The following is a 25,985-nucleotide window of genomic DNA, read 5'->3' on the forward strand; positions in this document are numbered from 1 at the left end:
CCTTCAATGCCCAGATACCTGCTACTGCTGCTCGCCCTGCTTCTGCTCAGCGCCTGCAGCAGTGCTCCCCGCTTTGCCTCGCAAGATCTGCAACACCATCACTGGGTGCTCGATCGGCTGGATGGCCAGGCCATCGCCAGCCGCCGCAGCAATCCCCCCGACATCGAGATCGGTGAACACTTCACCGTCAACGGCATCGCCGGTTGCAACCGCTACTTCGGCCAGGGTCACCTCAAGGGGAACAAGCTCTGGGTCACCAGCCTCGGCAGCACCGCCATGGCCTGCCCCCCCGAACTCGATCTGATAGAGCAGGCCGTGCTCGCCACCCTGACGGAGGGGGCCACACTGAGCGGTTCCACCCAGACCCTGATCCTCCAGGGAAAACGGCACCGTTTGGAATACAGGCTTCAAGACTGGGTGTACTAGGGCTCACAAAACCGCTCGCCAGCAGGAACAACTGGCCAGGCTGTGGCACAATATGAGGCATTGTTAGCAATGGAGGCTGCCTCAGCCATGTCGATGGATCGCCTGTTTGGCAAGATCAAGCAACTGCCCACAATTCCGAAACTGCTGCACGAGCTGATGCAGAGTTTCAACGACGAGAATGCCCGCATCGACGAGATCGCGGCCAAGATCGCCATGGACCAGGTGATCAGCGTCAAGGTACTGCGGATGGCCAACTCCGCTGCCCTGCGCCGTGGCAATGAAATCACCTCCATCGAACAGGCGGTGATCCGCCTCGGTTTCAACCGCCTGCGCTCCGTGGTGGTCGCCTCCGGCATCATCAGCAGCTTCAAGGCCCCTCCCGGCTTTGACAAGCTCCACTTCTGGACCCAGACCTTCCAGGTCGCCACCATTGCCCGCACCCTGGCACAGCAGACCACCTCGGTGGATCCCGAGACCGCCTTCACCTGCGCCCTCATTCACAACATTGGCGAGCTGCTGATCCAGAGCACCCTGCCGGAAGAGGCGGGGCTTATCAATCTGGCCATCGAGAAAGGCAGCAGCCGGGTCGATGCCCAGCGGGAGATGCTGGGTTACGACTATGCCCAGCTCGGCGCAGAGCTGGCGCGGCGCTGGAACCTGTCGCCCGCCTTCGTGGATGCCATCGACCAGCAGCTCGACCCCCTCTCCCACGATCCGGTCAGCAAGGAGGCCGTGCTCATCCGGCTCGCCGTCTTCGTCTCCTTCGCCTGGCAGGCCGGCGTACCGGCACAGGCCATCATCGCCCGTTTCCCCAGAACCCTGGCTGACCAGCTGGGGCTGGATCCCGCCAGCCTGGCGGATCAGCTGGAGCAGCTCCACGAGCAGGGCAACGCCCTTGCCGATTTGCTGACCCAGTAGATGTACGACGGCCGATCAGCAGGAGCCGGATCCCCGTCTCATTCTGGCGGATCAGCTCGAACAGCTGCACGAACAGGGCAACGCCCTGGCCGATTTGCTGACCCAATCGCGTCACGGCAGACCGCCCAGCCAAGCCGGAAGCACCGTCTCATTCTGGCCGGTTGTCACATACACACGCCCATGGACGGGATAAGATGGCCTGCGCCCATCCCCCATTCCTGAGCCTCTCTGACACAGTAGATACCATGACCCATCCCTTCCTGTTTCACCCCCAGGCGGCACCCTGGTTCAAAGAGAGTGCCGACACCCTGCAGCTCACCCTGTTCAGCGAGCTGGACGCCCCCATCCGCGAGGTGTGGCTGCGCCACGAGCCGGACAACGAGGAGTATCTGGTCGCCATGACGCCGGTCGCCACCCGGGACAGGCTTCAGGTCTGGCAGGTCGAACTGCCGCTGGCCAGGGGGCAGGAGATCCACCTCTACTGCTTCAAGTGCCTCACCGACGAGGAGCAGTGGTGGCTGCACGGGGCAGGCGTCAGTGCCGCCATGCCGCCGCGGGAGCAGCATTTCCGCTTCAACAGCCATCACCAGCCCCCGGCCTGGGTGCAGGATCAGGTGTTCTACCAGATCTTCCCCGACCGCTTCTGCAACGGCGACCCGTCGCTGAGCGTCAAGCATCACGAGTACGAGTACAGGGGCAAGGCGGTCATCAGCAAGGCCTGGGGCGAGCCGGTCAGCCGCCACGAAGAGGGGCACGGCGCCTGTGAATTCTACGGCGGGGATCTGGCGGGCATCGACGCCAAACTGCACTACCTGCAATCCCTGGGGGTGACGGCGCTCTACCTCAACCCTATCTTCGATTCGCCGAGCAACCACAAGTACGACACCCAGGACTACTTCAAGGTGGATGCGCACCTCGGTACCAATGCCCAGTTTGCCGAGCTGACCCGCAACCTGCACCAGCGCGGCATGAGGATCATCCTGGATGCGGTGGTCAACCACACCTCCACCGAGCACCCCTGGTTCTGCCCGCCGCTGGGCGCCCAGAGCAACCCGGACTCCCCCTGGCGCAGCTTCTACACCTTCGATCAAGAAGGGGATTATGTTAGCTGGAAAGGGATCCGCAGCCTGCCCAAGCTGGATTTCTCAAGTGAACAGGTGCAGGACGCCGTTTATCGGGCAGACAACGCCATTCTGCGCTACTGGATGCGTGCCCCCTATCAGATCGATGGCTGGCGCTTCGACGTCATCCACATGCTGGGGGAGCGGGGCACTGCCGAGGGCAATCGCGGCCATGTGCGCGCCATTCGCGGCGCGGTGAAGCAGGAGAATCCGGACGCCTACGTCCTCGGCGAGCACTTCTTCGAGGCGAGCCAGTGGCTGCAGGGGGATCAGGAGGACGGCGCGATGAACTACTACGGCTTCGCCCACCCCATCCGCGCCTTCCTGGCGGGGCAGGACATCGCCTATCACCCCATCAAGATCAGCGCCACCGAGCTGGATCACTGGCTCAAGCTGGCGCGGGCCCATATTCCGTTCAAGAACCAGCTGGCCCAGTTCAACCTGCTGGACAGCCACGACACCGCCCGCTTCCTGCACCTGCTGGGGGAAGACAAGCAGCGGATGCGACTCGCCGCCACCCTGCTCATCACCTACATCGGTGTGCCCTCGATCTACTACGGCGACGAGGTGGGGCTCTCCGGCGGCAACGACCCGGACTGCCGCCGCTGCTTCCCCTGGGATACCACCGACTGGGATCACGTGCTGCACGACCACTATCGCCGCCTGATCCAGCTGCGCCGCCAGCGCCCGGCCCTGCGTCGGGGAGACATCCAGACCCTCTACGCCGGCCCCCACAGCTATGTGTTCGCCCGTACCCTGCAAAGCGATCAGGTGGTGGTCGCCTGCAACCGCCACCCCACGGAGCCGCGCACCATCAGCCTGCCCCTGTGGCAGACCGCCAGCCCCGCCAGCCGCTTCACCGACGCCTTCAACGGCGACAAGTTCGAGGTGGTGCAGGGGGAGGTGCAGCTCACGATCCCGGCCAACTCCGCCAGGGTACTGCTGTCGAGCTAGGGATAGCGGCAATAGAAAACCGGCGCTCGGGGCGCCGGTTTTTTTATGCCTGCATCCCCCGAAGTGGCGGATGCTGCCTCATCGCTGTTTTTCGATCCGATAGCCCTACGCCGCCATGTGTGATGCGACGAATACATCAAACATCATCTCTTCATCAGTAGTTGATGCTGACATAGGGGACTTCGGTCACATCCCACGCCTGCTTGAGGTAGACGGTGAGCACGAAGAAGAAGTTGGCCAGCAGGTTGGCGAAGCGATAGAGGATGGGATCGAAGCGCACGCCGCTCTCTTCCAGGCGTACCAGCAGACGCACCACCTTCTTGCTGCCACAGCGGCACAGGTGCAGGGTGGGAATGGGCTGGGGCCCCTGGGGCAGCACGAAGCCGGTCACCCGGCCGCGACTCGCCTCGTTGTAGTGATCGTACCGTCCCTTCAGCCAGTCCAGATCCTCCTCGAAGATGCCGAGCCGTCCCCGCACCGAGCCGTTGAGGTTGTAGATGAGCCGCTGCAGGGTCGCCAGATCCGCCATCACGGGCTGGGTATCCTCATCCGGTATCAGATGAGAGAGCACGGCCCCCACCTGGCAGCAGAGCTCGTCGGTGGCGATCTCGTAGTCGCACTGGAACTGGGTTTCGAAGATGAAGGGGTAGCAGAGCTCGCGCTTGTCTCTTGGCTTCTTGGGGTTCATGGCATCGCCGGGCTGGGGAAAAGGGCAGTGTGCCAGCCCGGGGACGGGCTGGCAAACACCCTGCCCCCGCCAGCATCACGGGGGCGTCGCCAGACTAGCCGGTCGCCATCTGCTGGCCAAGCAGCCGCATGGCCTCCAGCATCCGCTGGTTGAAGCCCATGAAGCCTGCCCCCTGGGTCGCCCCGTCCTGACCCCGCGCCGCCATCACGGTGGGCGTCAGCGCCTCCTGCTGGGAAGGGGCCAGCAGGGCATCGGCCTGCTGCTGCAACCGGCTGAGCCTCGGCAGGTAGTCCGCCAGGGGCTTGAGGCTCTCCTGCAGGGAACTGGCCCCCTGGTAGGTCTGACTCAACTTGGCCGATTGCTTGAGCTTGAGGGAGTAGGAGACCAGCTGGCTGTCATCCAGTTGCAGCCCGCTCAGCCCGTCCGCCAGGGTCTTGCCGTCGCCCCCCTTGAAGAACTGCCCGGCCAGCTCGTCCAGCCCCTTGACCAGGGTGCCGATGGCATCCATCTCGGCACTGTCGAGATCCCCCTCCAGGGAGAAGTCGAAGCTCTGGCTCGACTTGAGGCTGAACTGGCTGCCACCCCCGTCGCTCTGGGACTTGAACTGCCAGCTGTCGCTGAAGCGCAGCATCACCTTGTCCCCGTCCCGGGTCTCGATCTCGAGGAGGGCCTGCTGGCGGCTGGCCATCCTGGCATCCCCCAGATCCGTGGTCGACACCTTGCCGAAGAACTCCTTCTCGAACTCGTCGAGCCCCTTCTGGATCAGCTTGTAGCTCTGATCCATGCCGGTCTTGATATCCTCGTTGTCCGCCCAGTCACCGAGCTGCTTCCTGGCGTCACCGAAGCCCTTGTCCACCCCCTTGCGGGCCTGCTCCATCATCTTGGTCAGGTCGTCGTCGGACTTGCCGTCCGCACGGGCCGCGCCTATCCGCCCGGTGACGAACTGCAACACGTTGTCCGCCACCGACTGGAAATCGAACAGGGTCTCCGGAGTAACCTCCTGGGGCTCCTGCACCTTGGGTGCCTTGTAGCCCTGGCCGTTGATCTCCAGCGCAAATTGCAGCGCCTGCTGGATCAGCACCTGGGCCCATTTCGGGGGCTTGTTCAGGGAGACCTCATCCCCCTTGTCCGCCGCTTTCGACTCCGTCTGTTGAGGCGATTTGGGAGCAATGCCCACTCCCTTGGGTTGGGCTGTGCCCATGCCATCAATTTGCATCATTACTCTCCCGCCTATAGTGGTGGATCGGTTATCGGCCCGACTGGCCACTTCTTGACCACAAAAAACTTGGACAATCCGCAGCGGCCTTTTAAAATCCCCACCCTTTGGTTGGCTGCGGCCTTCCCCCGGTCTTTCCCCGGCTCAGCCCGGTGCATGCGAGGTATCCATGACTCAATCCCAGCCATCTTCCGCCGACGCCCAGGGCAGACGGACTCCTGCCGACTACCAGGCCCAGCTCGACGAGAAGCGCGATCGCCTCACCCAGCTGTTCGCCCCCTTCAATCCGCCTGCGCTGGAGCTGCACGCCTCTCCCGCCGAGCACTACCGGATGCGCGCCGAGTTCCGGATCTGGCATGAGGGGGACGACCTCTTCCACTGCATGTATGCACCGGCCACCAAGGAGATTATCCGGGTCGACAGCTTCCCCACCGCCAGCCTGCTCATCAACCGGCTGATGCCTGTGCTGCTGGCCGGGCTGCGCCCGCACCCCGTGCTGCGCAAGAAGCTGTTCCAGATCGACTATCTCTCCACCCAGTCCGGCCAGATCTGCGTCAGCCTGCTCTACCACCGCAAGCTGGAAGCCGAGTGGCAGCAGGCCGCCGAGGCGCTGCAGGCCGACCTGCGTGCCAAGGGGTTCGAGCTGCAACTGATTGGCCGCGCCCACAAGCAGAAGATCTGCCTGGGGGATGACTTCGTCATCGAACGCCTGACCGTGCAGGGGCGCGAGCTGGTCTACAAGCAGGTGGAAAACAGCTTCACCCAGCCCAACGCCGCCATCAACGAACAGATGCTGGGCTGGGCCCTGGACGTGACCAAGGGGAGCGAGGGGGACCTGCTGGAGCTCTACTGCGGCAACGGCAACTTCTCCATCGCCCTGGCGCAGAACTTTCGCAAGGTGCTGGCCACCGAGATCGCCAAGCCGAGCGTGGACTCCGCCCAATTCAACATCGCCGCCAACGGCGTCGACAACCTGATCATCCTGCGCATGTCAGCGGAGGAGTTCACCATGGCGATGCGCGGCGAGCGGGAGTTCAACCGCCTCAAGGGGGTCGATCTCTCCGCCTACCAGTGCAACACCATCTTCGTCGACCCGCCCCGGGCCGGTCTCGACGACGCCACCGTCAAGCTGGTGCAGGATTACGACAACATCCTCTACATCTCCTGCAACCCCGAGACCCTGCAGGCCAACATGGCGGTGCTCGGCGAAACCCACGAGATCGCCCGCTTCGCCCTGTTCGATCAGTTCCCCTGGACCCACCACATGGAAGCCGGGGTGTACCTGAAGCGCAAGGGCGGCTGATCCGGGCGGTTCCCCGGCTGCCCCATGGCAGCCGGGGCCGCTATGGCCACTGAAGGGCACGGATCCTGCCTCATCGCGCTGCCCCGACCCGCCACGGGACAAGTGGGGGCGGCCCGATGCCAACCGATTCATCCTGTCCCCCCTTCTCCCCTGGGAGAAGGGGCAAAAACCCCCGCATTGATTAGTTATCCCGGTGCAGAGCGCGGACGCAGCCGTTATGCTGGCGACACGCCCACTCACGCCATGACCGGGGAACCACGCCACCATGCCACGCGTTCTGTTTGTTGAAGACGATCCCGAGATAGGCCAGCTCATCAGCAGCTGGCTCGGTCGCCACGACATCGAGGTGCTGCTGGAGACCCGGGGTGACAGGGCACTCGACAGGGCCCTGGCCGAGCAGCCGGATCTGGTGCTGCTCGACATCATGCTGCCGGGGCAGGATGGCCTCTCCCTGTGCCGGGATCTGCGCCCGCGCTTTGCCGGCCCCATCGTCATGCTCACCTCGCTCGACAGCGACATGAACCAGATCCTGAGCCTGGAGCTGGGGGCCAACGACTACATCCTCAAGACCACGCCCCCCCCGGTGCTGCTGGCCCGGCTACGAGTCCAATTCCGCCAGCAGGGGCAGAGCCAGCAGGCCGTGGTCCCCGCCGCCCCGCCCCAGCGCCTGCAGTTCGGCCGCCTCCAGATAGACGGCCCGGGTCGGGACGTGCGCCTCGATGGAGAGAGCATTCCCCTCTCCACCGCCGATTTCGACCTCCTGTGGGAGCTGGCCTGCCACGCCGGCCAGATCCTGGGGCGGGAGGCGCTGTTTCGCAGCCTGCGGGGGCGCGACTACGACGGCCAGGATCGCAGCATGGACGTGGCCATCTCCCGTCTGCGCCGTCGGCTCGGGGATGACAGCAACAACCCGACCCGCATCAAGACGGTGCGCCAGAAGGGTTATCTACTCGTACCCCAGGCCTGGGAATGAGCTGGTGTCTCACACGCCTGCACACCAGAAGCCAGGGAATGACAGCAACAACTCGATCTGGATCAAGACGGTGCGCCAGAAAGGTTACCTGCTGGTGCCCCAGGCCTGGGAATAAGCCCCGCCGAATGACCTTGATGCTCTCAGCGCCCTTCTCCCCTTGCGGGAGAAGGGTTGGGGATGAGGGGCAACAAGGCAATGCCCAGACGCAATCCAGGCAAGAGGAGAGCCCCGATGCGACGCCTGTTTATCCAGTTCTATCTGCTGCTGATAGGCTGCTTCACCCTCGCCATTCTGCTCATCGGGCTGGTCTATCAGGTCAGTGCAGAGCGGGCGGGGGACCGTTATCTGGAGCGGATGATGCAGGGCTCCCTCGGCCTGCTCACTGGCGAGCTGGCCCGGCTGCCGCCGGAACACTGGGCCACCCGCACCGGCGAGCAGAGCCGCCAGCTCAATCTGCCGCTGCAGATCGGCGTCCTCGCCAACCAGCCCCTGGCCAGCGAGGATCAGGCCTTCCTCGAGGCGGGCAACATCGTCATCGTCGAGGAGGATGACACCTTCCTGCAGCGCATCCCGAACACCGACAAGGTGCTGATCGTCGGCCCCGTCCCCTACCTCTCCTACCTGCACGAGCTGCACTGGGTGGACGTGGGGCTGCTGCTGCTCATCGGCCTTTCCCTCGGCCTGCCCATCCTGCTCTGGCTGCGCCCCCACTGGCGCGGCCTGCAACAGCTCGAACAGACCGCCCGCCGGGTCGGCGACGGGGATCTCTCCTGTCGCACCGGTTTGCCGCCCGGCAGCAGCCTGGGCCGGGTCGGCCGTACCTTCGACCAGATGGCGGAGCAGTTGCAGGCCATGCTGGCCAGTCGCAAGCAGTTGACCGACGCCATCGCCCACGAGCTGCGCTCCCCCCTGGTGCGGCTGCGCTATCGCCTCGCCATGCTGGCCGAGCCTCCCTCACCCGAGGAGCAGCAGGGACTGGAGCGGGACCTCGGCGCCCTCGATGCCCTCATCGAGGAGATGCTCACCTATGCCAGGCTCGATCGCCCCGAACTGCCGCTGCAATGCAGCGATCTGGAGCTCGGCAGCTGGGCCGGCAGCCGCCTGGCCGACTGGCAGGCCCTGCGACCGGACAAGCGGCTCGACTTCGTGCGCCCGTCCATGGCTCTGCCCTGGCGCGGCGACACCCGATTGCTGGACCGGGCGCTGGAGAACCTCATCGGCAACGCCCTGCGCCATGCCACCAGCCAGGCAAGCCTCTGTATAGCGCGACAAGGGGACGACTATCTGCTGGAGGTGGCCGACGATGGCCCCGGCATCGATCCCGCGCTGGCCCCGCAAATCTTCGAGCCCTTCGTGCGCCTGGATCAGAGCCGGGACAGACGCACCGGCGGCGCCGGGCTGGGGCTGGCCATCGTGCGCAGCATCGCCCACCACCACGGCGGCGAGGTGCAACTGCTGCCAAGCCGCAGCGGTGCCCGTTTCTGCCTGACCCTGCCCGTACATTTGGATACAAACCGTCACCAGTCGCTCACTGAACCGCAGGTCGAACAGCCCTAGGATGAAGTCATGGAGAAACGCTCCATGTCATCAAACCGAACGAGGAACTGGAATATGAACAAGCTGATCCCCCTGACTCTGGCCGCTGTCTTCGCCCTGACCTCCGGCTTCACCATGGCCGCCACCCCGACCAAGGCCGCCGCTCCCCACGCCACCCAGACCAAGGTCGTGAAAAAGCATCACAAGGCTGCCCACGCCAAGGCGCCGGCCGTCAAGGTTGCCCCCAAGACCAAGTAAGCTGCCCGCTTCCGCCATGAAAAAGGGGCCCCCGACAGGGGGCCCCTTCTGTTTTTGCGCGCTTGCCGTGACTCAATCCAGCATGTAATCCGCCGGCAGTTCGATGCGGGCCACCCCGGAGGCAACCGCCGCCAGTGCCACGGCACGGGCAACCCGCGGCAGCAGGCGGGCGTCCATGGGCTTGGGAATGACGTAGTCCTTGCCGAAGGCGAGTTCACTCACGCCAGCAGCGGTCAGCACCTCGGCGGGCACCGGCTCCTTGGCCAGAGCACGGATCGCCTCCACTGCCGCGATCTTCATGGCATCGTTGATGCGGCTGGCACGGGCGTCGAGGGCGCCGCGGAAGATGAAGGGGAAGCAGAGCACGTTGTTGATCTGGTTCGGGTAGTCCGAACGGCCGGTTCCCATGATGAGATCCCCGCGCACTGCGTGAGCCAGGGCAGGCTTGATCTCGGGGTCCGGGTTGGAACAGGCGAAGATCACCGGGTTGGGGGCCATCAGGGCCACCGCCTCGGCGGGCAGTACGTCCGGGCCGGAGACGCCGACGAAGACGTCAGCCCCGTCGATGACATCCATAAGAGTGCGCAGAGGGGTGTCGTTGGCGAAACGCTGCTTGTACTGGTTGAGATCGGTGCGGCCGCTGTGGATCACACCCTGGCGGTCCAGCATGAAGATGTTGTGCGGCGCAGCCCCGCACTTGATCAGCAGATCCATGCAGGCGGTGGCGGCGGCGCCGGCGCCCATGCAGACGATGCGGCTGGTGCCAATCTCCTTGCCCTGCACTTCCAGCGCGTTGAGCAGCCCGGCGGCGGTGACGATGGCGGTACCGTGCTGGTCATCGTGGAACACCGGGATGTCGCAGCGGGCGATCAGTGCCTCTTCAATCTCGAAGCACTCGGGGGCCTTGATGTCTTCCAGGTTGATGCCGCCGAAGGTGTCGGCGATGGCGGCCACCGTATCGATGAACTGGGCGCTGGTCTCGTGCTTCACCTCGATGTCGATGGCGTCGATGCCGGCAAAGCGCTTGAACAGCAGGGCCTTGCCCTCCATCACCGGCTTGGAGGCCAGCGGGCCCAGATTGCCCAGCCCCAGGATGGCGGTGCCGTTGGAGATGACGGCCACCAGATTGCCCTTGCCGGTGTAGCGGTAGGCATCGGCCGGATTGGCGGCGATCTCGCGTACCGGTTCGGCAACGCCCGGGCTGTAGGCCAGCGCCAGATCGCGAGCGGTCTCGGCGGGCTTGGTGAGGGCGATGGCGATTTTGCCCGGAACGGGTTGGGCGTGGTAGTCGAGTGCCTGTTGGCGGAGATCGTGCTGCTGATCGGACATGGGGGACCCCGATACGGAAATGAATGAGTGATGCGTTGGCTCGCCAGCGGGCGAGGGCTGAGGATCATAAAGAAATCCCCCGCCCTTTCACAGCATAAAATATCGCTGGATAGCAATGACACGCTAGTCAGTAGCATGTCATGCCACCCAAAACTACCCAATTAGTTATAGACTCGATTTCAATCCATGACTGGAATGCCGGCTTTTGCCTCTGCCTGCCGGGCGATGGCCTCCGTCATCCCCTGGAAGATGAAGAGGTGAAACGGCAGCATGGCAAGCCAGTAGGCCAGCCCCCAGGCCCCCTGCGGATGCCAGTGGGCAGTCACCCGCAGCCGGGTCAGGCCGGACTCCAGGGGCTGGATGTTGAACTCCAGCCGACCGACGCCGGGGGCCTTCATGTTGAACAGCAGATCCAGCCTGCGTCCTTCATCCACCCCGATGATCTGCCAGGAGTCCAGCATGTCCCCCTTCACGAAGCGATCCGGGTTGGTGCGTCCCCGGGTCCGGGCCGGGCCGCCGATCAGGTGATCCATCCATTCGCGCACCACCCACAGCTCGTTCATGTAGAAGTAGCGCTGCTCGCCCCCCAGCTGCTGCAGCACCTGCCACACTACCTCGGGGGCGGCGAGGCAATCCGCCTCCCCGCTGGCGGTGCGGTCGTAGAAGCCATACTCGGGATGACGCCAGCGCAGACCAAGGGGCGTCTCCTCCCCGTGCTGCTCGGCACCGAGCCTCTGCTCCAGCGCCAGGCTCTCCGCCAGCGCCTCATCGAAGCTGAGCAGATGCTGGGGCAACAGGGCGCGCAAGGGGCCATCATCCGCCGGGATGTCGTGCTTGAGCCCCCCCACCAGCGCCTTGGCGATGGGCTGGGGAACCGAGGTGGCGAACTGCAGCCACCAGGCGGAGAGCCGGGGGCTCAAAAAGGGGATCGGAATGATGGGGCAGCGTTTGCCGATATGGGCTGCGAACTTCTGGAGCTGCTGCTGGTAGCTGAGCAGCTCGGGGCCGGCCGCATTGAAGATCTGGCCGTCCACCCCGTCGGCTTCCACCAGCCCGCCCAGATAGTGCAAGAGGTTGGAGAGGGCGATGGGGGGCGTGCGGGAGCGCACCCACTTGGGCGTCACCATCATGGGCAGGTTGTACACCAGATCCCGCATCACCTCGAACGCCGCCGAGCCGGGGCCTATGATGATGCCGGCACGCAGCTCTACCGTGGGCACCCCTGCGCTGCGAAACAGCTCGCCACAGTAGCGCCGGGAGTTGAGGTGGCGACTGTTGCAGGGCTCGGGCTGGATGGCGCCGAGATAGACGATGCGGCGCACCCCGGCGGCACGGGCGGCGGCGGCGAAGTTCTTCACTCCCTGCTGCTCCAGCCGGTGAAAACCGGCCCCCGCCCCCATGGCGTGTACCAGATAGAAGACGGTGTCGACCCCCGCCAGCGCAGGGGGCAGGGTGGCAGGCTTGAGGCTGTCGGCGAGGCGAAACGCCACCCCCTCCGGCAGACGGCAGGGACGACGGGCCCCGGCGATGACCCTGTACCCCAGACCCTGCAGATGAGGCACCAGGTAGGATCCTATGTACCCGGCAGCTCCCATCACCAGACATGTGTGCATCGGCTCTTCTCCCTTGGTTGAGCCAACACCATAGGGCAAAGCGGGGAATTACAGAATGGCGGCCAATAAAAAAGGCACCCGATGGGCGCCTTTTTCAGAATTCTTCAGAAGCAAGATTACTTCTTGGAGGTCAAGCCACCGAAACGCTTGTTGAACTTGTCTACGCGGCCGCCGCTAGAAACTTCTTTCTGCTTGCCGGTGTAGAACGGGTGGCACTCGGAGCACACGTCCAGGTTCAGATCTTTACCGATGGTAGAGAAGGTGTTGATGACGTTACCGCAAGAGCACTTGGCGGTGATGGCTACGTAGTCAGGATGGATACCAGCTTTCATGGACAACCTCAATTATCAGGCCGTGTCGCCATCCGATCTCTTGTCGGACACCACACGATTGTTGAACACAGTTTCAAAGGCTGCGAATAATATAGGAAACGCCTGAGATCAGGCAAGTGGCTTCGCAGAAAAAATAGGCAACCCCTGGTGAATTCTTCCCAAACGCTGGATCTGGTTCGTGTGGCTGTGCCGGTGCCGTTACGCCGTCATTTCGACTATCTCTCTCCTCTGCCCTTGCCTGCCCCCGGTTGCCGGGTCGAGATCCCGTTCGGCCCGCAGACCCTGGTCGGTCTGGTGGTGGATCACCCGACCGAGAGCCAGGTCCCCCGCAACAAATTAAAGCCCTTGAAGAGGGTGCTCGACAGCGCCCCCGTGCTGGGGCCCGACATTCTGGCGCTGATGGCCTGGAGCGCCGGTTACTACCAGCACCCGTTGGGGGAGGTACTGCCCCACGCCCTGCCGGTGCTGGTGCGCAAGGGGGAGCCCGCCGCCTATCGGGAGCTGGAGTTCTGGTTTGCCACCGATGCGGGCATGGCCATCGACCTCAACGAGCTCAAGCGGGCGGCCAAGCAGCAGCAGGCCCTCGCCTTGCTGCGCAAGGGGCCGCAGACCCCCTCCGCCCTCAAACAGGAGGAGATCCAGAGCGCAGCCCTCACCGCGCTGGAGAAGAAGGGACTGCTGGAGAAGCGCTCGCTGGAGCCGAGCCATGATGGCGACTGGGCCACCCACTTCGAGCCGGGTGAGGGGCTGCGCCTCAACGGCGAGCAGGCGCTGGCGGTCGCCGCCGTCACCAGCCAGAGCAACAAGTTCGGTGCCTTCCTGCTGGACGGCATCACGGGCTCCGGCAAGACCGAGGTTTACCTCAGCATCCTCGAGCCCCTGCTCAAGGCGGGCAAGCAGGCGCTGGTGATGGTGCCGGAAATCGGCCTCACCCCCCAGACCATCAACCGCTTCCGCCGCCGCTTCAACGTGCCCGTGGTGGCGATGAACTCCGCCATGAACGACAGGGAGCGGCTCGATGCCTGGCTGGCCTGCCGCGACGGCGGTGCCGCCATTCTGATCGGCACCCGATCCGCGGTGTTCACGCCGTTCAAGGACCTCGGCATCATTATCATCGACGAGGAGCACGACGGCTCCTTCAAGCAACAGGACGGCTTTCGCTACCACGCGCGGGATCTGGCGGTGATGCGGGCCCATCGCGCCGGCATTCCCATCCTGCTTGGATCTGCCACCCCGTCGCTGGAGACATTGCACAACGCCCGCAGCGGCAAGTATCACCACCTCACGCTCACTCGCCGCGCTGGAAACGCCCAGACCGCTCGCCAGGTGATCCTCGACATCAAGAACGTGCGGCTGCAGGCGGGGCTCTCCCCCCAGCTGGAACAGCTGATGGCCAAGCACCTGGCGGCGGGCAACCAGGTGATGCTGTTTCTCAACCGTCGTGGCTATGCCCCGGCTCTTATCTGCCACCAGTGCGGCTGGAGTGCCGCCTGCGAGCGCTGTGACGCCTGGTACACCTGGCACCAGGCCGGGCGGCGGCTGCACTGCCACCACTGCGACAGCGTGCGTCCGCTGCCCCACCACTGCCCAGAGTGCGGCAGCAGCGAGCTCATCGGCTCCGGGGTCGGCACAGAGCAGCTGGAGCAACTGCTTGGCACCGTGTTCCCGCAATATCCGGTGGTGCGCATCGACCGGGACAACACCCGCCGCAAGGGGGAGCTGGAGACCCACCTCGGCGACATCAAGGCGGGCAAGTACAAGATCCTGATCGGCACCCAGATGCTGGCCAAGGGCCACCACTTCCCGGACGTGACGCTAGTGGGCCTGCTGGACGTGGATGGCGCCCTGTTCAGCGCCGATTTTCGCGCCGCCGAGAAGCTGGCCCAGCTCTACACCCAGGTGGCGGGCCGGGCTGGTCGCGCCAGCAAACCGGGGCTGGTGGTGCTGCAGAGCCACCATCCCGAACACGCCCTACTGCAGGATCTGACCCAGAACGGCTATGGCCACTTCGCCGACACGGCGCTGAAAGAGCGCCGCCTGCTGGGGCTGCCACCGTTCAGCCATCAGGGACTGTTCCGGGCCGAGGCCAACGGCCGCGACGAGGTACAGCTGTTCCTCAGTCGTCTCGCCGATACCCTGCGCAGCGCCCGCTATCCCCAGGTGCAGGTGCTGGGGCCCATCAGCGGCTTCATGGAGCGCAAGGCGGGCAAGTTTCGCATGCAGCTGCTGGTGCAGGGGCCCAGCCGGGCACCGCTGGCCCAGTTGCTCGACTGGGCAGTGAAGGAGCTGGAGGGGTGGCCCGAGACCAAGCGGGTGCGCTGGAGTCTGGATATCGACCCCACGGAACTGAACTAGCGCGGCTCTGCCAGCACGGCCTCCGCCAACACCCTGGCCTGTTCCAGAGCCAGGGGCTGCTGATAGCTGTGGGCCATCACCACGGCCCCTTCCAACAGCAGGCATAATCCGGTGGCCTGCACCTCGGTGCATTCGAGGGCCTCCCTGACCCAGTTCAGCAACGCCCGCTTGTGGGCCACCACCAGCTTGCGTACCGGGTGGCGAGGATCGGAGAACTCGGCGCTCGCGTTGATGAAGTTGCAGCCGTAGAAGTCGCTGCGGCCAAACCAGTCCGCAAAGCCATCGAGCAGCGCCAGCAACCTGGCCTCCCGTCCCGACACCCCATCCATCCTGGCATCAAGCAGGGCAAAGAACTCCGCATCCCGTGCCATCAGCACCGCTTCGATCAAGGCATCCTTGGTGGGGAAGTGGCGATAGAGGGTGCGTTTGGTACTGCCCGCCTCGGCCCAGATGCGATCGATGCCGGTGGCGTGAAAGCCGTGACGATTGAACAGCCGATAGGCTGTCGTCATCAGCTGTTGCCGTTTTTCGCTCATGGTGACTTTCCTCTTGAAGTACACCGATCTGTCTACCTAATGTCGCAGGCTGGATCAAGTGATCCGGCACAGACAGGAGACAGGAAATGGAAACAAGACGATGGCGAAGTGCCTGGCTGGCAGGGCTCGGTGCCTGCCTGGCCATAATGTTGCTCGGCTGGCTGGACATGAGCTGGCAGTCGACCCTGTTGATGGCACCGTTCGGGGCAAGCTGTGTGCTGCTCTTCTCACTGCCGGACAGTCCGCTGGCCCGTCCGCTGAACGTGCTGGGAGGCCACCTGTTATCGGCCACCGTGGGGTTGGTGGTGCAATTGCTCCCGCTACCGATGGAGCTCAAGCTGGCGCTGGGTGTGGGCCTGTCCATTGCACTCATGCAGGGACTGGGGCTGATCCACCCCCCTGCCGGAGCCAATCCACTGTTGATCCTGCTCACCACCCAGTCCTGGCCTTTCCTCTGGCAAACAGTGCTGCCCGGCGCCTTGCTGCTGATCATGGTGAGCCATTGCGCCAGGCGGCTGCAAACGTCACGGCTCACACCCACATAAACAACGAGGGGGCCAAGGCCCCCTCGTTGTTTAATAGCAAGGCAAAGATGGCTTATTCGGCGACCTGGGAGACCCCGGTCAGGCGCACCTCGACCCGGCGATCCGGGGCCAGGCAGGCGATCATCTGCGCCTTGGCGCCATCCGGGCAGCTGCCCCCGGTCACGGGCGAAGACTCTCCCCGCCCTTCGGCACGCACCTTGTCGGCAAACAATCCCTTGGCGATGAGATAATCCGCCACCGTGCGGGCACGCTGTTCGGAGAGGGACTGGTTGTAGGCCTCCGAGCCGATGCGGTCGGTATGACCGATCACCGTCGCCACCCCGTCTTTCGGATTGGCCGCCAGGATCTGGGCAAACAGGTTGTCGAGGGCCTGACTGGCGGCCGGCTTCAGGGTCGCCTTGTTGAACTCGAACAGCACATCGGAATCCAGGCTGAACTGCTTCTCCACCAGCACGGGGGCCGGGGCGGGCGCAGGTTCGGGCGCAGGCGTTGGTGCCACCGGCTCGTCGCCGATCTGGCCGAAGCGATAGAGCATGCCGACCGACAGCAGGCCGTTGTCCATCTCGATGCCTGACTCGTCGAGGGAAGTCTTGCCAAGGGGGGTGGTGTACTGGTATTCGAGGCGGGCGGCCCAATCCTTGTCGATGGCGTATTCGACCCCCAGCGCCCCGACAAAGGCTGCACCATGATATTTGTTGCCCTCATGGGATTCGGAGAGGCTGCTGGTGCCATCGCTGGCCCTGACGTTGAGTGAGCTCTCGGTCCAGGCATAGGCCCCCCCGAGACGGCCGTAGATATCCAGAGCCGAGGTTGCAGGCAGGATGATCTTCATGGTGGCCTGCACCATCTGGGCCTTGGCCTCGCCATCGAGTGCGAAATCAACCCCGTTGCCCGAGTAGTGCTTGTCCACCTGATACTTGCCGAGCCAGTCATAGCCGAGCTCAACCGCCACGTTTCTGTTCACCTGATAACCGGCAAACAGCCCCAGACCGAGATCATCGCTGTTCTCGTTCACCTTGGTCGCATCGAACAGCTCTTCGACCTGAGCGTTGTAATCCACCCCGTAATAATTTGACCAGCCGGCCTTGCCGCCGACATACCAAGTGTTGTCCTGGGCGGCAGCCTGCACCGTCCCTGTTGCCATCAAAGCGCCGATCAGGACGGCGAGCATAGATCTGTTCATGGATGAGCCCCTGCAATGAATTGTTATGACGCTGCTGCGTCTCTCTTCCCTGACGGGGCCCTGAACCCAAGCCCCGCATTCAGATTATCCCATCTGCAACCAGCCTCAAACGACCAGGGACTCAGGAGTGTGATATTGGCGACATTATCAGCCACCGTGCCCCCAATCATGGGGGCCGGCGCGTTGCCCATAAAAAAACGAAGAGCCGCGCTCTTCGTTTTTCATCTGGCAAGGGGATGGCTCCCCGCTCACTGACTGCCCTGGCTCGCCAGGAACAAGCGGTAGGCGGGATCCTCGCTCACCTCTTTCCAGCCGTAGCCAATCTCGTGCAGGTAGTCGTGGAAAGCCGCCACGTCCTCGTCCGGCAGCTCGAAGGCGCAGAGCACCCGTCCGTAGTCGGCGCCGTGGTTGCGGTAGTGGAACAGGCTGATGTTCCAGCGACAGCCCAGGGTCTCGAGGAAGCGCATCAGGGCCCCCGGCTGCTCCGGGAACTTGAAGCTGTAGAGACGCTCACCGAGGGGCCGGGCCGGGCGGCCGCCAATCATGTAACGCACGTGGTTCTTGGCCAGCTCGCTCTCGGTCATGTTGACCACCGGATAACCGTTGCCGCCGAGCTGATCGATGATCTGGCCCAGCTCCTCGTCACCGCCGGTGAGGCGCACCGAAACGAACAGCGACGCCTGCTCGGCATCCGCATAGCGATAGTTGAATTCGGTCACCATGCGCGGCCCCAGCTGACGACAGAAGTCGAGGAAGGCCCCCTTGCGCTCGGGGATGGTCACCGCCAGCATGCCCTCGCGCTTCTCACCGATCTCGCAGCGCTCCGACACGTAACGCAGGCTGTGGAAGTTCACGTTGGCGCCGGACAGAATGGCCGCCATCCGCCCCCCTTTCACCTGCTCTCGCTCGCTGTACGCTTTGAGGCCTGCCAGGGACAAGGCCCCCGACGGCTCGGCGATGGCGCGGCAGTCGTCGAAGATGTCTTTGAGCGCGGCGCAAATCTGGTCGTTGGAGACGGTCACCACCTCGTCCAGATACTGGTTGCACAGGCGGAAGGTCTCGGTGCCGATACGCTTGACCGCCACCCCGTCCGCAAACAGGGAGACCCGTTCCAGGTTGACCGGCTCGCCGGCCGCCAGCGCGGCCTTGAGGCAGGCGGACCCCTCCGCCTCCACCCCGATCACCTTCACATCCGGCAGCAGTTGCTTGATGTAGACCGCCACCCCGGCGGCCAGGCCGCCGCCGCCCACCGGCACGAAGACGTGGGTGAGGTGGGTATCCTGCTCCAGTAGCTCCTTGCCGATGGTGCCCTGGCCCGCGATCACCTCGACGTCGTCGAACGGCGGGATCAGGGTGTAGCCCTCCAACTCGGCGAGTCGGCGGCTCTCGCCGTAGGCCTCATCGAAGCTGTTGCCAAACAGCATGACGTTGCCGCCCTGACGGCGCACCGCGTCGATCTTGATGTCCGGCGTGGTCTTGGGCATCACGATGATCGCCTTGATGCCGAGCTTGGCGGCCGACAGGGCGACCCCCTGGGCGTGGTTGCCGGCGGAGGCGGCGATGACGCCGCGTTCTTTCTGCTCCTGGGTCAGGGTGGCGATCTTGTGGTAGGCGCCGCGCAGCTTGAAGGAGTGAACCGGTTGCAGATCCTCCCGCTTCAGGCTGACGTGATTGCCAAGCCGCTCGGAGAGTTTCTTCAGGGTTTGCAAAGGGGTGACCCGCGCCGCCTCGTAGACGGGGGAGAGCAGTACCTTGCGTAGATAATCCGCCGCAGAGACCATGGTTTATACCCCCGTCTCGTGGCGAAGGGCGCGCAATGCGCCCATATCATGACAGTTCATTCTCTCACTCCCCCAGCAGGGTGCGATCGCGCACCGCGCCCTTGTCGGCGCTGGTGGCGAACATGGCGTAGGCACGCAAGGCAAAGGAAACCTCGCGCTGACGATCGACCGGCTTCCAGCCACGGGCAGAGACGGCGGCGCGACGAGCAGCCAGCACGCTGTCTGCCACCTCCAGCACCATGCTGCGGGCCGGGATGTCGATGTTGATGATGTCGCCATCCTCCACCAGACCGATAGTGCCACCGGAGGCCGCCTCCGGGGAGACGTGGCCGATGGAGAGACCCGAGGTACCGCCGGAGAAGCGACCGTCGGTGATGAGGGCGCATGCCTTGCCCAATCCCATGGACTTGAGATAGGTGGTGGGATAGAGCATCTCCTGCATGCCGGGGCCCCCTTTCGGGCCCTCGTAGCGGATCACCACCACTTCACCGGCTTTCACCGTGCCGTCCAGAATGCCGCTCACCGCGCTCTCCTGGCTCTCGAATACCCGGGCCGGGCCGCGGAAGGTGAGGTTCTCCTCGTCCACCCCGGCGGTCTTGACGATGGCCCCGTTGAGGGCGAGGTTGCCAGCGAGGACCGCCAGGCCACCTTCCTGGCTGTAGGCGTGCTCGAAGGAGCGGATGCACCCCTCGGCGCGGTCCAGATCCAGCTCGGGCCAGCGGCAATCCTGACTGAACGCCTTGGTGGTACGGATGCCGGCAGGACCTGCACGGTAGAAGTCGTGAACCCCCTTGTCATTGCTGCGGCTGACGTCATATTCGGCCAGCAGCTCCACCAGGGAGGAGCCCAGCACGTTGCGGGTATCCCCGTGCACCAGGCCCGCTTTTTCCAGCTGACCCAGGATGGCGACCACGCCGCCGGCGCGGTGCACGTCTTCCATGTGGTACTTCTGGGTGGAAGGCGCCACCTTGCAGAGCTGGGGCACCTTGCGGGACATGCGGTCGATGTCGGCCATGGTGAAGTCGACACCCGCCTCCTGGGCTGCCGCCAGCAGGTGCAGCACGGTGTTGGTGGAGCCGCCCATGGCGATGTCGAGCGCCATGGCGTTCTCGAACGCCGCCTTGGTGGCGATGTTGCGCGGCAGTGCCGAGGCATCGTCCTGCTCATACCAGCGCTTGGCCAGAGTGACGATACGCTGGCCCGCCAGCTTGAACAGCTGCTCGCGATCGGCGTGGGTCGCCAGCAGGGAGCCATTGCCCGGCTGGGAGAGACCCAGTGCCTCGGTCAGGCAGTTCATGGAGTTGGCGGTGAACATGCCGGAGCAGGAGCCGCAGGTGGGGCAGGCGCTGCGCTCGATCTGATCGCTCTGTGCATCGGAGACCTTGGGGTCGGCGCCCTGGATCATGGCGTCCACCAGATCCAGCTTGATGATCTGGTCGGAAAGCTTGGTCTTGCCCGCTTCCATGGGGCCGCCGGAGACGAAGATCACCGGGATGTTGATGCGCAGGGCAGCCATCAGCATCCCCGGGGTGATCTTGTCGCAGTTGGAGATGCAGACCATGGCGTCGGCGCAGTGGGCGTTGACCATGTACTCCACGGAATCGGCGATGAGCTCCCGGGACGGCAGGGAATAGAGCATGCCGCCGTGGCCCATGGCGATGCCGTCATCCACGGCGATGGTGTTGAACTCCTTGGCGACGCCGCCGGCGGCCTCGATCTCCCGGGCCACCAGCTGGCCGAGATCCTTGAGGTGCACGTGACCGGGCACGAACTGGGTGAAGGAGTTGACCACGGCGATGATGGGCTTGCCGAAATCCTGATCTGTCATGCCGGTGGCACGCCAGAGGGCGCGGGCCCCGGCCATGTTACGTCCGTGGGTGGTGGTGGCGGATCTCAACTTCGGCATTGTCTCTACTCCCTGAATGCCCCTGGGGCGCATTGTCTTTCAACATGAATGTGTGATTCGCGGATCGGGAATCGATCCTGGTGAAGGCACCTCGGGGAGCCTTCACCGGAAGCGACTCGGGGAGGCGTGACGCCTCCCCGCTATCATCAGTCGTTGACCGGCGTCAGCCAGCCCCACTTGTCTTCGGTCTTGCCGTTGAACAGGCCGAAGAAGGCGTTCTGCAACTGCTCGGTCACCGGGCCACGGCAACCGGCGCCCACCTTCATCCGATCCACCGAGCGCACCGGGGTCACCTCGGCGGCGGTGCCGGTCATGAAGATTTCGTCTGCGACGTACAGCGCTTCACGGGGCAGCGCCTGCTCGCGTACCTCGTAACCCAAGTCGCGCGCCAGCGTCATGATGGTGTCGCGGGTGATGCCGGGCAGGATGGCGGCGGTGGCGGGCGGGGTGAACAGCACGCCGTTCTTCACCAGAAACAGGTTCTCCCCCGCCCCTTCGCTCAGATAGCCGTTCACATCCAGCGCCAGCCCCTCGGCGAAGCCGTTGCGCTTGGCCTCGCGGCTGATGAGCTGGGAAGAGAGATAGTTGCCCCCCGCCTTGGCACCGGTCGGGATGGTGTTGGGAGCGAGCCGGTTCCAGGAGGTGACGCACACATCCACTCCGTTTTTCAACCCCTCTTCACCGAGGTAGGCGCCCCAGGGCAGGGCCGCGACCATGAGGTCGGCCTTGGCATCCAGCGGCGGATGCAGCCCCAGCCCCACGTTGCCGACAAAGGCCAGCGGGCGCAGGTAGCCGCTCTTCAGGCCGTTCTCGCGCACCACGGTGCGGCAGGCTTCATTCACCTCAGACTCGCTGTAGGGGACGTCCATCCAGTAGATCTTGGCGGAGTCGAACAGGCGGCGGGTGTGCTCCTGCAGGCGGAAGATGCAGGTCCCCTTGGGAGTGTCATAGGCCCGCACCCCCTCGAACACCGAGGAGCCGTAGTGCAGGGCATGGCTCATGACATGCACCTGGGCATCCTGCCAGGGGACCAGCTTGCCGTTGAACCAGATGTATTGGGGGTGGGCGGCGGATTGGGAAGGCTGTGACATTGGCTTGGCTCCTTAAGCTCTGATCCGGGGTTGCTGTTCCAGTGCATCGACCCGGGAGACATCCACCAGCTTCACCAGCTGGCTCCACAACTGCTGGATGGGACGTACCGATTCGACAGTAACCGTGATCCGCAGCTGTTGGCAATCCTGCTCCATGTTGAGGGCGCAGAGATTGAAACCGCGGTGACGGACCACCCGCAGCACCCGTTCCATCACTTCGGGTCTGGGTTGGGCATGGATTTCCAGGGTGCTGGTATTGAGCTGGTTCATGGGCGTTGCTCCATCATCTTGTGGTTGGCGACTCCTGGCGGAACCAGGGGCCAGACATTTTCTTCCTCTGAAATAGCCACATGCAGCAGATAGGCACTCTCGCTCGCCAGCAGGCGATCCAGTGCCGGACCTATCTCTTCCTTGCATGTGATGGTCTCGCCGGGAATGCCGAAGGCAGCGGCCAGGGCGACGAAATCGGGGTTGTCGGACAGATTGGTCTCGCTGTAGCGACCGTCGAAGAACAGCTCCTGCCATTGGCGCACCATGCCGAGGCGCTGGTTGTCCAGCAGCACCATCTTCACCTTGAGCCGGGCCCGGCGGATGGTGCCGAGCTCCTGCACGTTCATCATGAAGGAGCCGTCGCCGCTCACCAGCACCACCTCGTCATCGGGGCGCGACATCTTGGCGCCGATGGCGGCGGGCAGGCCGAAGCCCATGGTGCCGAGGCCGGCACTGGAGAGGTGGTTGCGCGGGCTGGTGAAACGCATGTGCTGGGCCACCCACATCTGGTGCTGACCCACGTCGCAGGCCACCACGCTGGTGTCAGGTAGCTGGCTTGAAAGCTCTTTGAGCAGGGCCGGGGCGTAGATGGCCTGACCCGGATGGTCGTAGCGGAAGGCGTATTCCCGAGCCATGGTGGCGCAGTGCTCGCGCCAGGGGTCGAGGGTCAGCGTCATCGCCAGGGCGGGCAGCACACGCTTGAGATCCGTGGTGATCCCCACATCGGCGGCGCGGCGCTTGCCGAACTCGGCGGCGTCCACATCCAGGTGGATCACCTTCGCCTCGGGGGCGAACTCCTCCAGCTTGCCGGTCACCCGATCATCGAAACGGGCGCCTACTACCACCAGCAGATCGCACTGCTGTACCGCCAGGTTGGCGGCCTTGGTACCGTGCATGCCGAGCATGCCCAGATAAACGGGGCTGTCGGGGTCGAGGGCACCTATCCCCTTGAGGGTGGTGACCGCCGGCATCCCCGTGGTGGCGGCAAAGTCGCGCAGCTGCTGCTCGGCATTGGCCATGCCCACCCCACCACCGACGTAGAGTACCGGACGCTCGGCACCGGCCAGCAGGGTGCGGGCGACCGTCAGCTCGGCCGGATTCAGGGGCTCGGGTTCCTCCACGGCAAACAGCGGGCTTTGAGAAGGAACGGCGGCCAGCTGCACATCCTTGGGCAGGTCGATGAGCACGGGACCCGGACGCCCTTCGGTGGCGATGGCGAAGGCTTCGGCAATGACCCGTCCCAGATCCGCCGGGTCAGTCACCATGAAGGAGTGCTTGGTGCAGGAAAGGGACATGCCGAGCACGTCCACTTCCTGAAAGGCATCGGTACCGACGGCGGCGCAGGGCACCTGGCCGCTGATGGCCACCAGCGGTACCGAATCGAGCAGTGCCTCCGCGAGGCCGGTGACCAGGTTGGTGGCGCCGGGGCCAGAGGTGGCGATGCAGACCCCCACCTGACCGGAAGCGCGGGCATAACCCACCGCAGCCATGGCGGCACCCTGCTCGTGGCGGCAGAGCTGATGGGCCAGGCCACCGTCATACAGGGCGTCATAGACCGGCATGATGGCCCCGCCCGGGTAACCAAACACCTGGGTCACCCCCTGTTTTTTGAGAGCCTGTACCAAAAACTGCGCGCCGTTCATGTGGAAAATCCTGTCCTTTGGTCGAAAAAAAACCCCCGGGCCGTGAGGCTCGGGGGTCGCTTGTTTCGTTCTGTCCGGTGGTGGGTCTATCCCTTGTTCCGTGCAGCCAAACGAGCCCCGAGCGGTGAGATAATAATCACCACTAGGACCACAATAATGCTGACGAAACGGGAGGCCATGTTCATAGTTACAACCGGAAATCCTGTGAAATGGGAGCGGAGCTTGCCGCGAATGACTATTAGAACTAGCACGGTGATTTTTATTAGGCAAGCACTTTTTACCTGACAAGACTCTGATTTTAACTGCTCTGAAACCTGACAACTGGAACAAAAAACTAATAAAAAACGGTTAACCAGCATATACATCAAACCAAGGACGGTATTTATGTCATTAGCTGTTGTTTATAGCCGTGCCAGCCTGGGGATAGCGGCGCCGCAAGTCACGGTGGAGGTGCACCTCTCCAACGGCCTGCCCGCCTTCAACATGGTGGGGTTGCCGGAAACCTCGGTGAAGGAGTCGCGGGATCGGGTGCGCAGTGCCCTGCTCAACGGCAATTTCGAATTTCCGGCCAAGCACATCACGGTCAACCTGGCCCCTGCAGATCTGCCCAAGGAGGGGGGCCGTTTCGATCTGGCCATCGCCATCGGCATTCTCGCTGCTTCCAAGCAGATACCCGCAAAGTACCTACTCGATCACGAATTTTTAGGGGAATTGGCCCTGACGGGCGAGATCCGCCCCGTGCTTGGGGTGCTCCCCTCGGTGCTCGCCTGCCGCGACGCGGGGCGCACCCTACTGGTCCCACGGGAGAACGGTCCGGAGGCTTCCCTCATACAGGATGCCGAGGTGCGCACCGCCCACCAGCTGCTGGCGGTCACCGCCTGGCTGGCGGGCCAGTACGAACTGCCACTGCCGGAACCCCAGAGCGCGGAGACCCTGCCCGACGTGCCGGATCTGCAGGACGTGATCGGTCAGTCCCAGGCGAAGCGGGCGCTGGAGATCGCCGCAGCTGGCAGCCACAACCTGTTGTTCATCGGCCCCCCCGGCACCGGCAAGAGCATGTTGGCCAGCCGTCTGCCCGGCATTCTGCCACCGCTGAGCGAACAGGAGGCGCAGCAGACCGCAGCCATCCACTCCATCGGCGGCCTCACCCCCCGCGCCGGCCACTGGCACCACAGGCCGTATCGTACGCCCCATCACAGCGCCTCGGCAGTGGCGCTGGTGGGCGGGGGTACCCATCCCAGGCCTGGCGAAATTTCCCTCGCCCACAACGGGGTACTGTTTCTGGATGAACTGCCGGAGTTCGAGCGCAAGGTGCTCGACTCCCTGCGCGAGCCGCTGGAGACCGGGCACATTACCATCAGTCGCGCCGCCCGCCAGGTGGATTTTCCCGCCCGCTTCCAGCTGGTGGGTGCCATGAATCCCAGCCCCTGCGGCCATTATGGCGACGGCCAGACCCGCTCCAGCCCGGATCAGATCCTGCGCTATCTGGGCAAGCTCTCCGGCCCCTTTCTCGATCGGTTCGATCTGACGGTAGAGGTCCCGCTCTTGCCCAGGGGGAGCCTGACCGGCAAGGTGGAGCGGGGGGAATCGAGCCAGCAGATACGCGAACGGGTGCTGGGGGCGCGAGAGCGCATGCTGAGTCGCAGCGGAAAACTCAACAACCTGCTGGATAGTCGTGAAATCGAAGATGTTTGCAGATTATCGCCACAGGATGCCGAGTTTCTGGAGGGTGCCATCCAGAAGCTGGGGCTCAGCATCCGGGCCTGGCACCGCATCCTGCGGGTATCGCGCACCATCGCCGATCTGGCGGGACACGCCACCATCGAGAGAGCGCATCTGATCGAAGCCCTGGGCTATCGTGCCATGGACAGGCTGTTGTCACGGCTGCGCGGGGGCCAGTGAGCGGGGGAACGGCAGCAGCCACCTCCCGACCCGGAAAGGGCGCCACCATGGTCTAGTCGTGGGCCGGCTGATATTATGGCAACAGATCTGACCACTTGGTTGCCAT

General features: G+C 64.2%; 22 protein-coding genes and 1 pseudogene. 11 read left to right on the forward strand and 12 right to left on the reverse strand.

The features are described from left to right. The first annotated feature begins 6 nt into the window (after positions 1-6). From PG892_RS03070 to malZ, 3 genes are all read left to right on the forward strand, one after another. A complete protein-coding gene (locus PG892_RS03070; protein WP_010676067.1) occupies positions 7-426 on the forward strand; it encodes an META domain-containing protein in 420 nt (139 codons plus the stop codon). Between the two features lie 69 nt (positions 427-495). Beyond that, positions 496-1,344, forward strand: a complete 849-nt coding sequence (locus PG892_RS03075; protein ID WP_113977665.1) for an HDOD domain-containing protein — start codon at positions 496-498, stop codon at positions 1,342-1,344. 245 nt (positions 1,345-1,589) lie between these two features. Continuing rightward, on the forward strand, positions 1,590-3,419 hold the full coding sequence (malZ, locus tag PG892_RS03080; RefSeq protein WP_029314873.1) for a maltodextrin glucosidase: 1,830 nt from the start codon (positions 1,590-1,592) through the stop codon (positions 3,417-3,419). 154 nt (positions 3,420-3,573) lie between these two features. Here malZ and PG892_RS03085 read toward each other — a convergent pair whose 3' ends face one another. Both PG892_RS03085 and PG892_RS03090 read right to left on the reverse strand, forming a co-directional pair. Then, positions 3,574-4,107 carry an ATP--cob(I)alamin adenosyltransferase gene (locus PG892_RS03085; protein WP_104452114.1) on the reverse strand — a complete coding sequence of 178 codons (534 nt, stop codon included), beginning with the start codon at positions 4,105-4,107 and terminating at the stop codon, positions 3,574-3,576. Positions 4,108-4,201: 94 nt separating this feature from the next. After that, positions 4,202-5,323: a DUF5610 domain-containing protein gene (locus PG892_RS03090; protein ID WP_270825112.1), complete on the reverse strand. Its 1,122-nt coding sequence runs from the start codon at positions 5,321-5,323 to the stop codon at positions 4,202-4,204. A 169-nt stretch (positions 5,324-5,492) separates the two neighbouring features. Here PG892_RS03090 and trmA point away from each other — a divergent pair, with 169 nt between their 5' ends. The 5 genes and pseudogenes from trmA to PG892_RS03115 all read left to right on the forward strand — a co-directional run bounded on the left by trmA (position 5,493) and on the right by PG892_RS03115 (position 9,393). Next, positions 5,493-6,626: a tRNA (uridine(54)-C5)-methyltransferase TrmA gene (trmA, locus tag PG892_RS03095; RefSeq protein ID WP_103260961.1), complete on the forward strand. Its 1,134-nt coding sequence runs from the start codon at positions 5,493-5,495 to the stop codon at positions 6,624-6,626. A gap of 265 nt (positions 6,627-6,891) precedes the next feature. After that, positions 6,892-7,599, forward strand: a complete 708-nt coding sequence (rstA, locus tag PG892_RS03100; RefSeq protein WP_010676073.1) for a two-component system response regulator RstA — start codon at positions 6,892-6,894, stop codon at positions 7,597-7,599. A gap of 25 nt (positions 7,600-7,624) precedes the next feature. Beyond that, positions 7,625-7,714: pseudogene (locus tag PG892_RS03105) on the forward strand (two-component system response regulator RstA); the annotation flags it as partial. Between the two features lie 116 nt (positions 7,715-7,830). Next, positions 7,831-9,156 (forward strand): two-component system sensor histidine kinase RstB, encoded by a 1,326-nt coding sequence (rstB, locus tag PG892_RS03110; RefSeq protein ID WP_270825108.1) that lies wholly within the window; start codon positions 7,831-7,833, stop codon positions 9,154-9,156. Positions 9,157-9,210: 54 nt separating this feature from the next. After that, on the forward strand, positions 9,211-9,393 hold the full coding sequence (locus PG892_RS03115; RefSeq protein WP_010676075.1) for a hypothetical protein: 183 nt from the start codon (positions 9,211-9,213) through the stop codon (positions 9,391-9,393). Positions 9,394-9,465: 72 nt separating this feature from the next. Here the strand turns inward: PG892_RS03115 and PG892_RS03120 are convergent, their stop codons facing one another. The 3 genes from PG892_RS03120 to rpmE form a co-directional block, all read right to left on the reverse strand. Continuing rightward, complete coding sequence (locus tag PG892_RS03120; RefSeq protein ID WP_119197183.1) at positions 9,466-10,722, reverse strand: malic enzyme-like NAD(P)-binding protein; 1,257 nt, start codon at positions 10,720-10,722, stop codon at positions 9,466-9,468. A 179-nt stretch (positions 10,723-10,901) separates the two neighbouring features. Further along, entirely contained in the window at positions 10,902-12,335 is a 1,434-nt protein-coding gene (locus tag PG892_RS03125) for a DUF2867 domain-containing protein (protein WP_270825109.1), read from the reverse strand. 116 nt (positions 12,336-12,451) lie between these two features. After that, on the reverse strand, positions 12,452-12,667 hold the full coding sequence (gene rpmE / locus PG892_RS03130) for a 50S ribosomal protein L31 (RefSeq protein WP_010676078.1): 216 nt from the start codon (positions 12,665-12,667) through the stop codon (positions 12,452-12,454). Positions 12,668-12,814: 147 nt separating this feature from the next. Here rpmE and priA point away from each other — a divergent pair, with 147 nt between their 5' ends. Next, positions 12,815-15,022: a primosomal protein N' gene (gene priA, locus PG892_RS03135; RefSeq protein ID WP_270825110.1), complete on the forward strand. Its 2,208-nt coding sequence runs from the start codon at positions 12,815-12,817 to the stop codon at positions 15,020-15,022. Here the strand turns inward: priA and PG892_RS03140 are convergent. Beyond that, positions 15,019-15,558, reverse strand: a complete 540-nt coding sequence (locus PG892_RS03140) for a TetR/AcrR family transcriptional regulator (RefSeq protein WP_043153422.1) — start codon at positions 15,556-15,558, stop codon at positions 15,019-15,021. The genes priA and PG892_RS03140 overlap by 4 nt on opposite strands. A gap of 86 nt (positions 15,559-15,644) precedes the next feature. On the opposite strand from PG892_RS03140, the gene PG892_RS03145 reads away from it, so the two are divergent. Further along, complete coding sequence (locus tag PG892_RS03145; protein WP_419465387.1) at positions 15,645-16,103, forward strand: HPP family protein; 459 nt, start codon at positions 15,645-15,647, stop codon at positions 16,101-16,103. A gap of 52 nt (positions 16,104-16,155) precedes the next feature. On the opposite strand, the gene ompA is transcribed toward PG892_RS03145, so the two are convergent. From ompA to ilvG, 6 genes are all read right to left on the reverse strand, one after another. Continuing rightward, complete coding sequence (ompA, locus tag PG892_RS03150; protein ID WP_048209598.1) at positions 16,156-17,286, reverse strand: porin OmpA; 1,131 nt, start codon at positions 17,284-17,286, stop codon at positions 16,156-16,158. Between the two features lie 248 nt (positions 17,287-17,534). Beyond that, positions 17,535-19,067, reverse strand: coding sequence for a threonine ammonia-lyase, biosynthetic (ilvA, locus tag PG892_RS03155; RefSeq protein WP_069652401.1), 1,533 nt, complete (start codon positions 19,065-19,067; stop codon positions 17,535-17,537). A gap of 64 nt (positions 19,068-19,131) precedes the next feature. Further along, entirely contained in the window at positions 19,132-20,973 is a 1,842-nt protein-coding gene (ilvD, locus tag PG892_RS03160; protein ID WP_143236907.1) for a dihydroxy-acid dehydratase, read from the reverse strand. Between the two features lie 146 nt (positions 20,974-21,119). Beyond that, positions 21,120-22,064 carry a branched-chain amino acid transaminase gene (locus PG892_RS03165; protein WP_039039680.1) on the reverse strand — a complete coding sequence of 315 codons (945 nt, stop codon included), beginning with the start codon at positions 22,062-22,064 and terminating at the stop codon, positions 21,120-21,122. 12 nt (positions 22,065-22,076) lie between these two features. After that, entirely contained in the window at positions 22,077-22,334 is a 258-nt protein-coding gene (gene ilvM, locus PG892_RS03170) for an acetolactate synthase 2 small subunit (protein WP_010676086.1), read from the reverse strand. Then, positions 22,331-23,977 carry an acetolactate synthase 2 catalytic subunit gene (gene ilvG / locus PG892_RS03175; protein WP_039039681.1) on the reverse strand — a complete coding sequence of 549 codons (1,647 nt, stop codon included), beginning with the start codon at positions 23,975-23,977 and terminating at the stop codon, positions 22,331-22,333. The genes ilvM and ilvG overlap by 4 nt, the downstream gene beginning before the upstream one ends. A gap of 384 nt (positions 23,978-24,361) precedes the next feature. Here ilvG and PG892_RS03180 point away from each other — a divergent pair, with 384 nt between their 5' ends. Beyond that, on the forward strand, positions 24,362-25,879 hold the full coding sequence (locus PG892_RS03180) for a YifB family Mg chelatase-like AAA ATPase (RefSeq protein WP_049636079.1): 1,518 nt from the start codon (positions 24,362-24,364) through the stop codon (positions 25,877-25,879). The last annotated feature ends 106 nt before the right edge of the window (positions 25,880-25,985 follow it).

The organism is Aeromonas sp. QDB68, assembly GCF_027707405.1.
In the GTDB taxonomy this organism is placed as follows: domain Bacteria; phylum Pseudomonadota; class Gammaproteobacteria; order Enterobacterales; family Aeromonadaceae; genus Aeromonas; species Aeromonas caviae.

What these genes read in the sequence shown, in the direction of transcription:
- malZ (WP_029314873.1), top strand. Translation starts at nt 1,590, where the DNA reads ATGACCCATCCCTTCCTGTTTCACCCCCAGGCGGCACCCTGGTTCAAA.
- ilvM (WP_010676086.1), bottom strand. Translation starts at nt 22,334, where the DNA reads ATGAACCAGCTCAATACCAGCACCCTGGAAATCCATGCCCAACCCAGA.
- rstB (WP_270825108.1), top strand. Translation starts at nt 7,831, where the DNA reads ATGCGACGCCTGTTTATCCAGTTCTATCTGCTGCTGATAGGCTGCTTC.
- PG892_RS03115 (WP_010676075.1), top strand. Translation starts at nt 9,211, where the DNA reads ATGAACAAGCTGATCCCCCTGACTCTGGCCGCTGTCTTCGCCCTGACC.
- rpmE (WP_010676078.1), bottom strand. Translation starts at nt 12,667, where the DNA reads ATGAAAGCTGGTATCCATCCTGACTACGTAGCCATCACCGCCAAGTGC.
- PG892_RS03090 (WP_270825112.1), bottom strand. Translation starts at nt 5,323, where the DNA reads ATGCAAATTGATGGCATGGGCACAGCCCAACCCAAGGGAGTGGGCATT.
- PG892_RS03120 (WP_119197183.1), bottom strand. Translation starts at nt 10,722, where the DNA reads ATGTCCGATCAGCAGCACGATCTCCGCCAACAGGCACTCGACTACCAC.
- PG892_RS03075 (WP_113977665.1), top strand. Translation starts at nt 496, where the DNA reads ATGGAGGCTGCCTCAGCCATGTCGATGGATCGCCTGTTTGGCAAGATC.
- PG892_RS03145 (WP_419465387.1), top strand. Translation starts at nt 15,645, where the DNA reads ATGGAAACAAGACGATGGCGAAGTGCCTGGCTGGCAGGGCTCGGTGCC.
- PG892_RS03180 (WP_049636079.1), top strand. Translation starts at nt 24,362, where the DNA reads ATGTCATTAGCTGTTGTTTATAGCCGTGCCAGCCTGGGGATAGCGGCG.
- PG892_RS03165 (WP_039039680.1), bottom strand. Translation starts at nt 22,064, where the DNA reads ATGTCACAGCCTTCCCAATCCGCCGCCCACCCCCAATACATCTGGTTC.
- PG892_RS03140 (WP_043153422.1), bottom strand. Translation starts at nt 15,558, where the DNA reads ATGAGCGAAAAACGGCAACAGCTGATGACGACAGCCTATCGGCTGTTC.
- ilvG (WP_039039681.1), bottom strand. Translation starts at nt 23,977, where the DNA reads ATGAACGGCGCGCAGTTTTTGGTACAGGCTCTCAAAAAACAGGGGGTG.
- PG892_RS03085 (WP_104452114.1), bottom strand. Translation starts at nt 4,107, where the DNA reads ATGAACCCCAAGAAGCCAAGAGACAAGCGCGAGCTCTGCTACCCCTTC.
- PG892_RS03070 (WP_010676067.1), top strand. Translation starts at nt 7, where the DNA reads ATGCCCAGATACCTGCTACTGCTGCTCGCCCTGCTTCTGCTCAGCGCC.
- PG892_RS03125 (WP_270825109.1), bottom strand. Translation starts at nt 12,335, where the DNA reads ATGCACACATGTCTGGTGATGGGAGCTGCCGGGTACATAGGATCCTAC.
- ilvA (WP_069652401.1), bottom strand. Translation starts at nt 19,067, where the DNA reads ATGGTCTCTGCGGCGGATTATCTACGCAAGGTACTGCTCTCCCCCGTC.
- ilvD (WP_143236907.1), bottom strand. Translation starts at nt 20,973, where the DNA reads ATGCCGAAGTTGAGATCCGCCACCACCACCCACGGACGTAACATGGCC.
- rstA (WP_010676073.1), top strand. Translation starts at nt 6,892, where the DNA reads ATGCCACGCGTTCTGTTTGTTGAAGACGATCCCGAGATAGGCCAGCTC.
- trmA (WP_103260961.1), top strand. Translation starts at nt 5,493, where the DNA reads ATGACTCAATCCCAGCCATCTTCCGCCGACGCCCAGGGCAGACGGACT.
- ompA (WP_048209598.1), bottom strand. Translation starts at nt 17,286, where the DNA reads ATGAACAGATCTATGCTCGCCGTCCTGATCGGCGCTTTGATGGCAACA.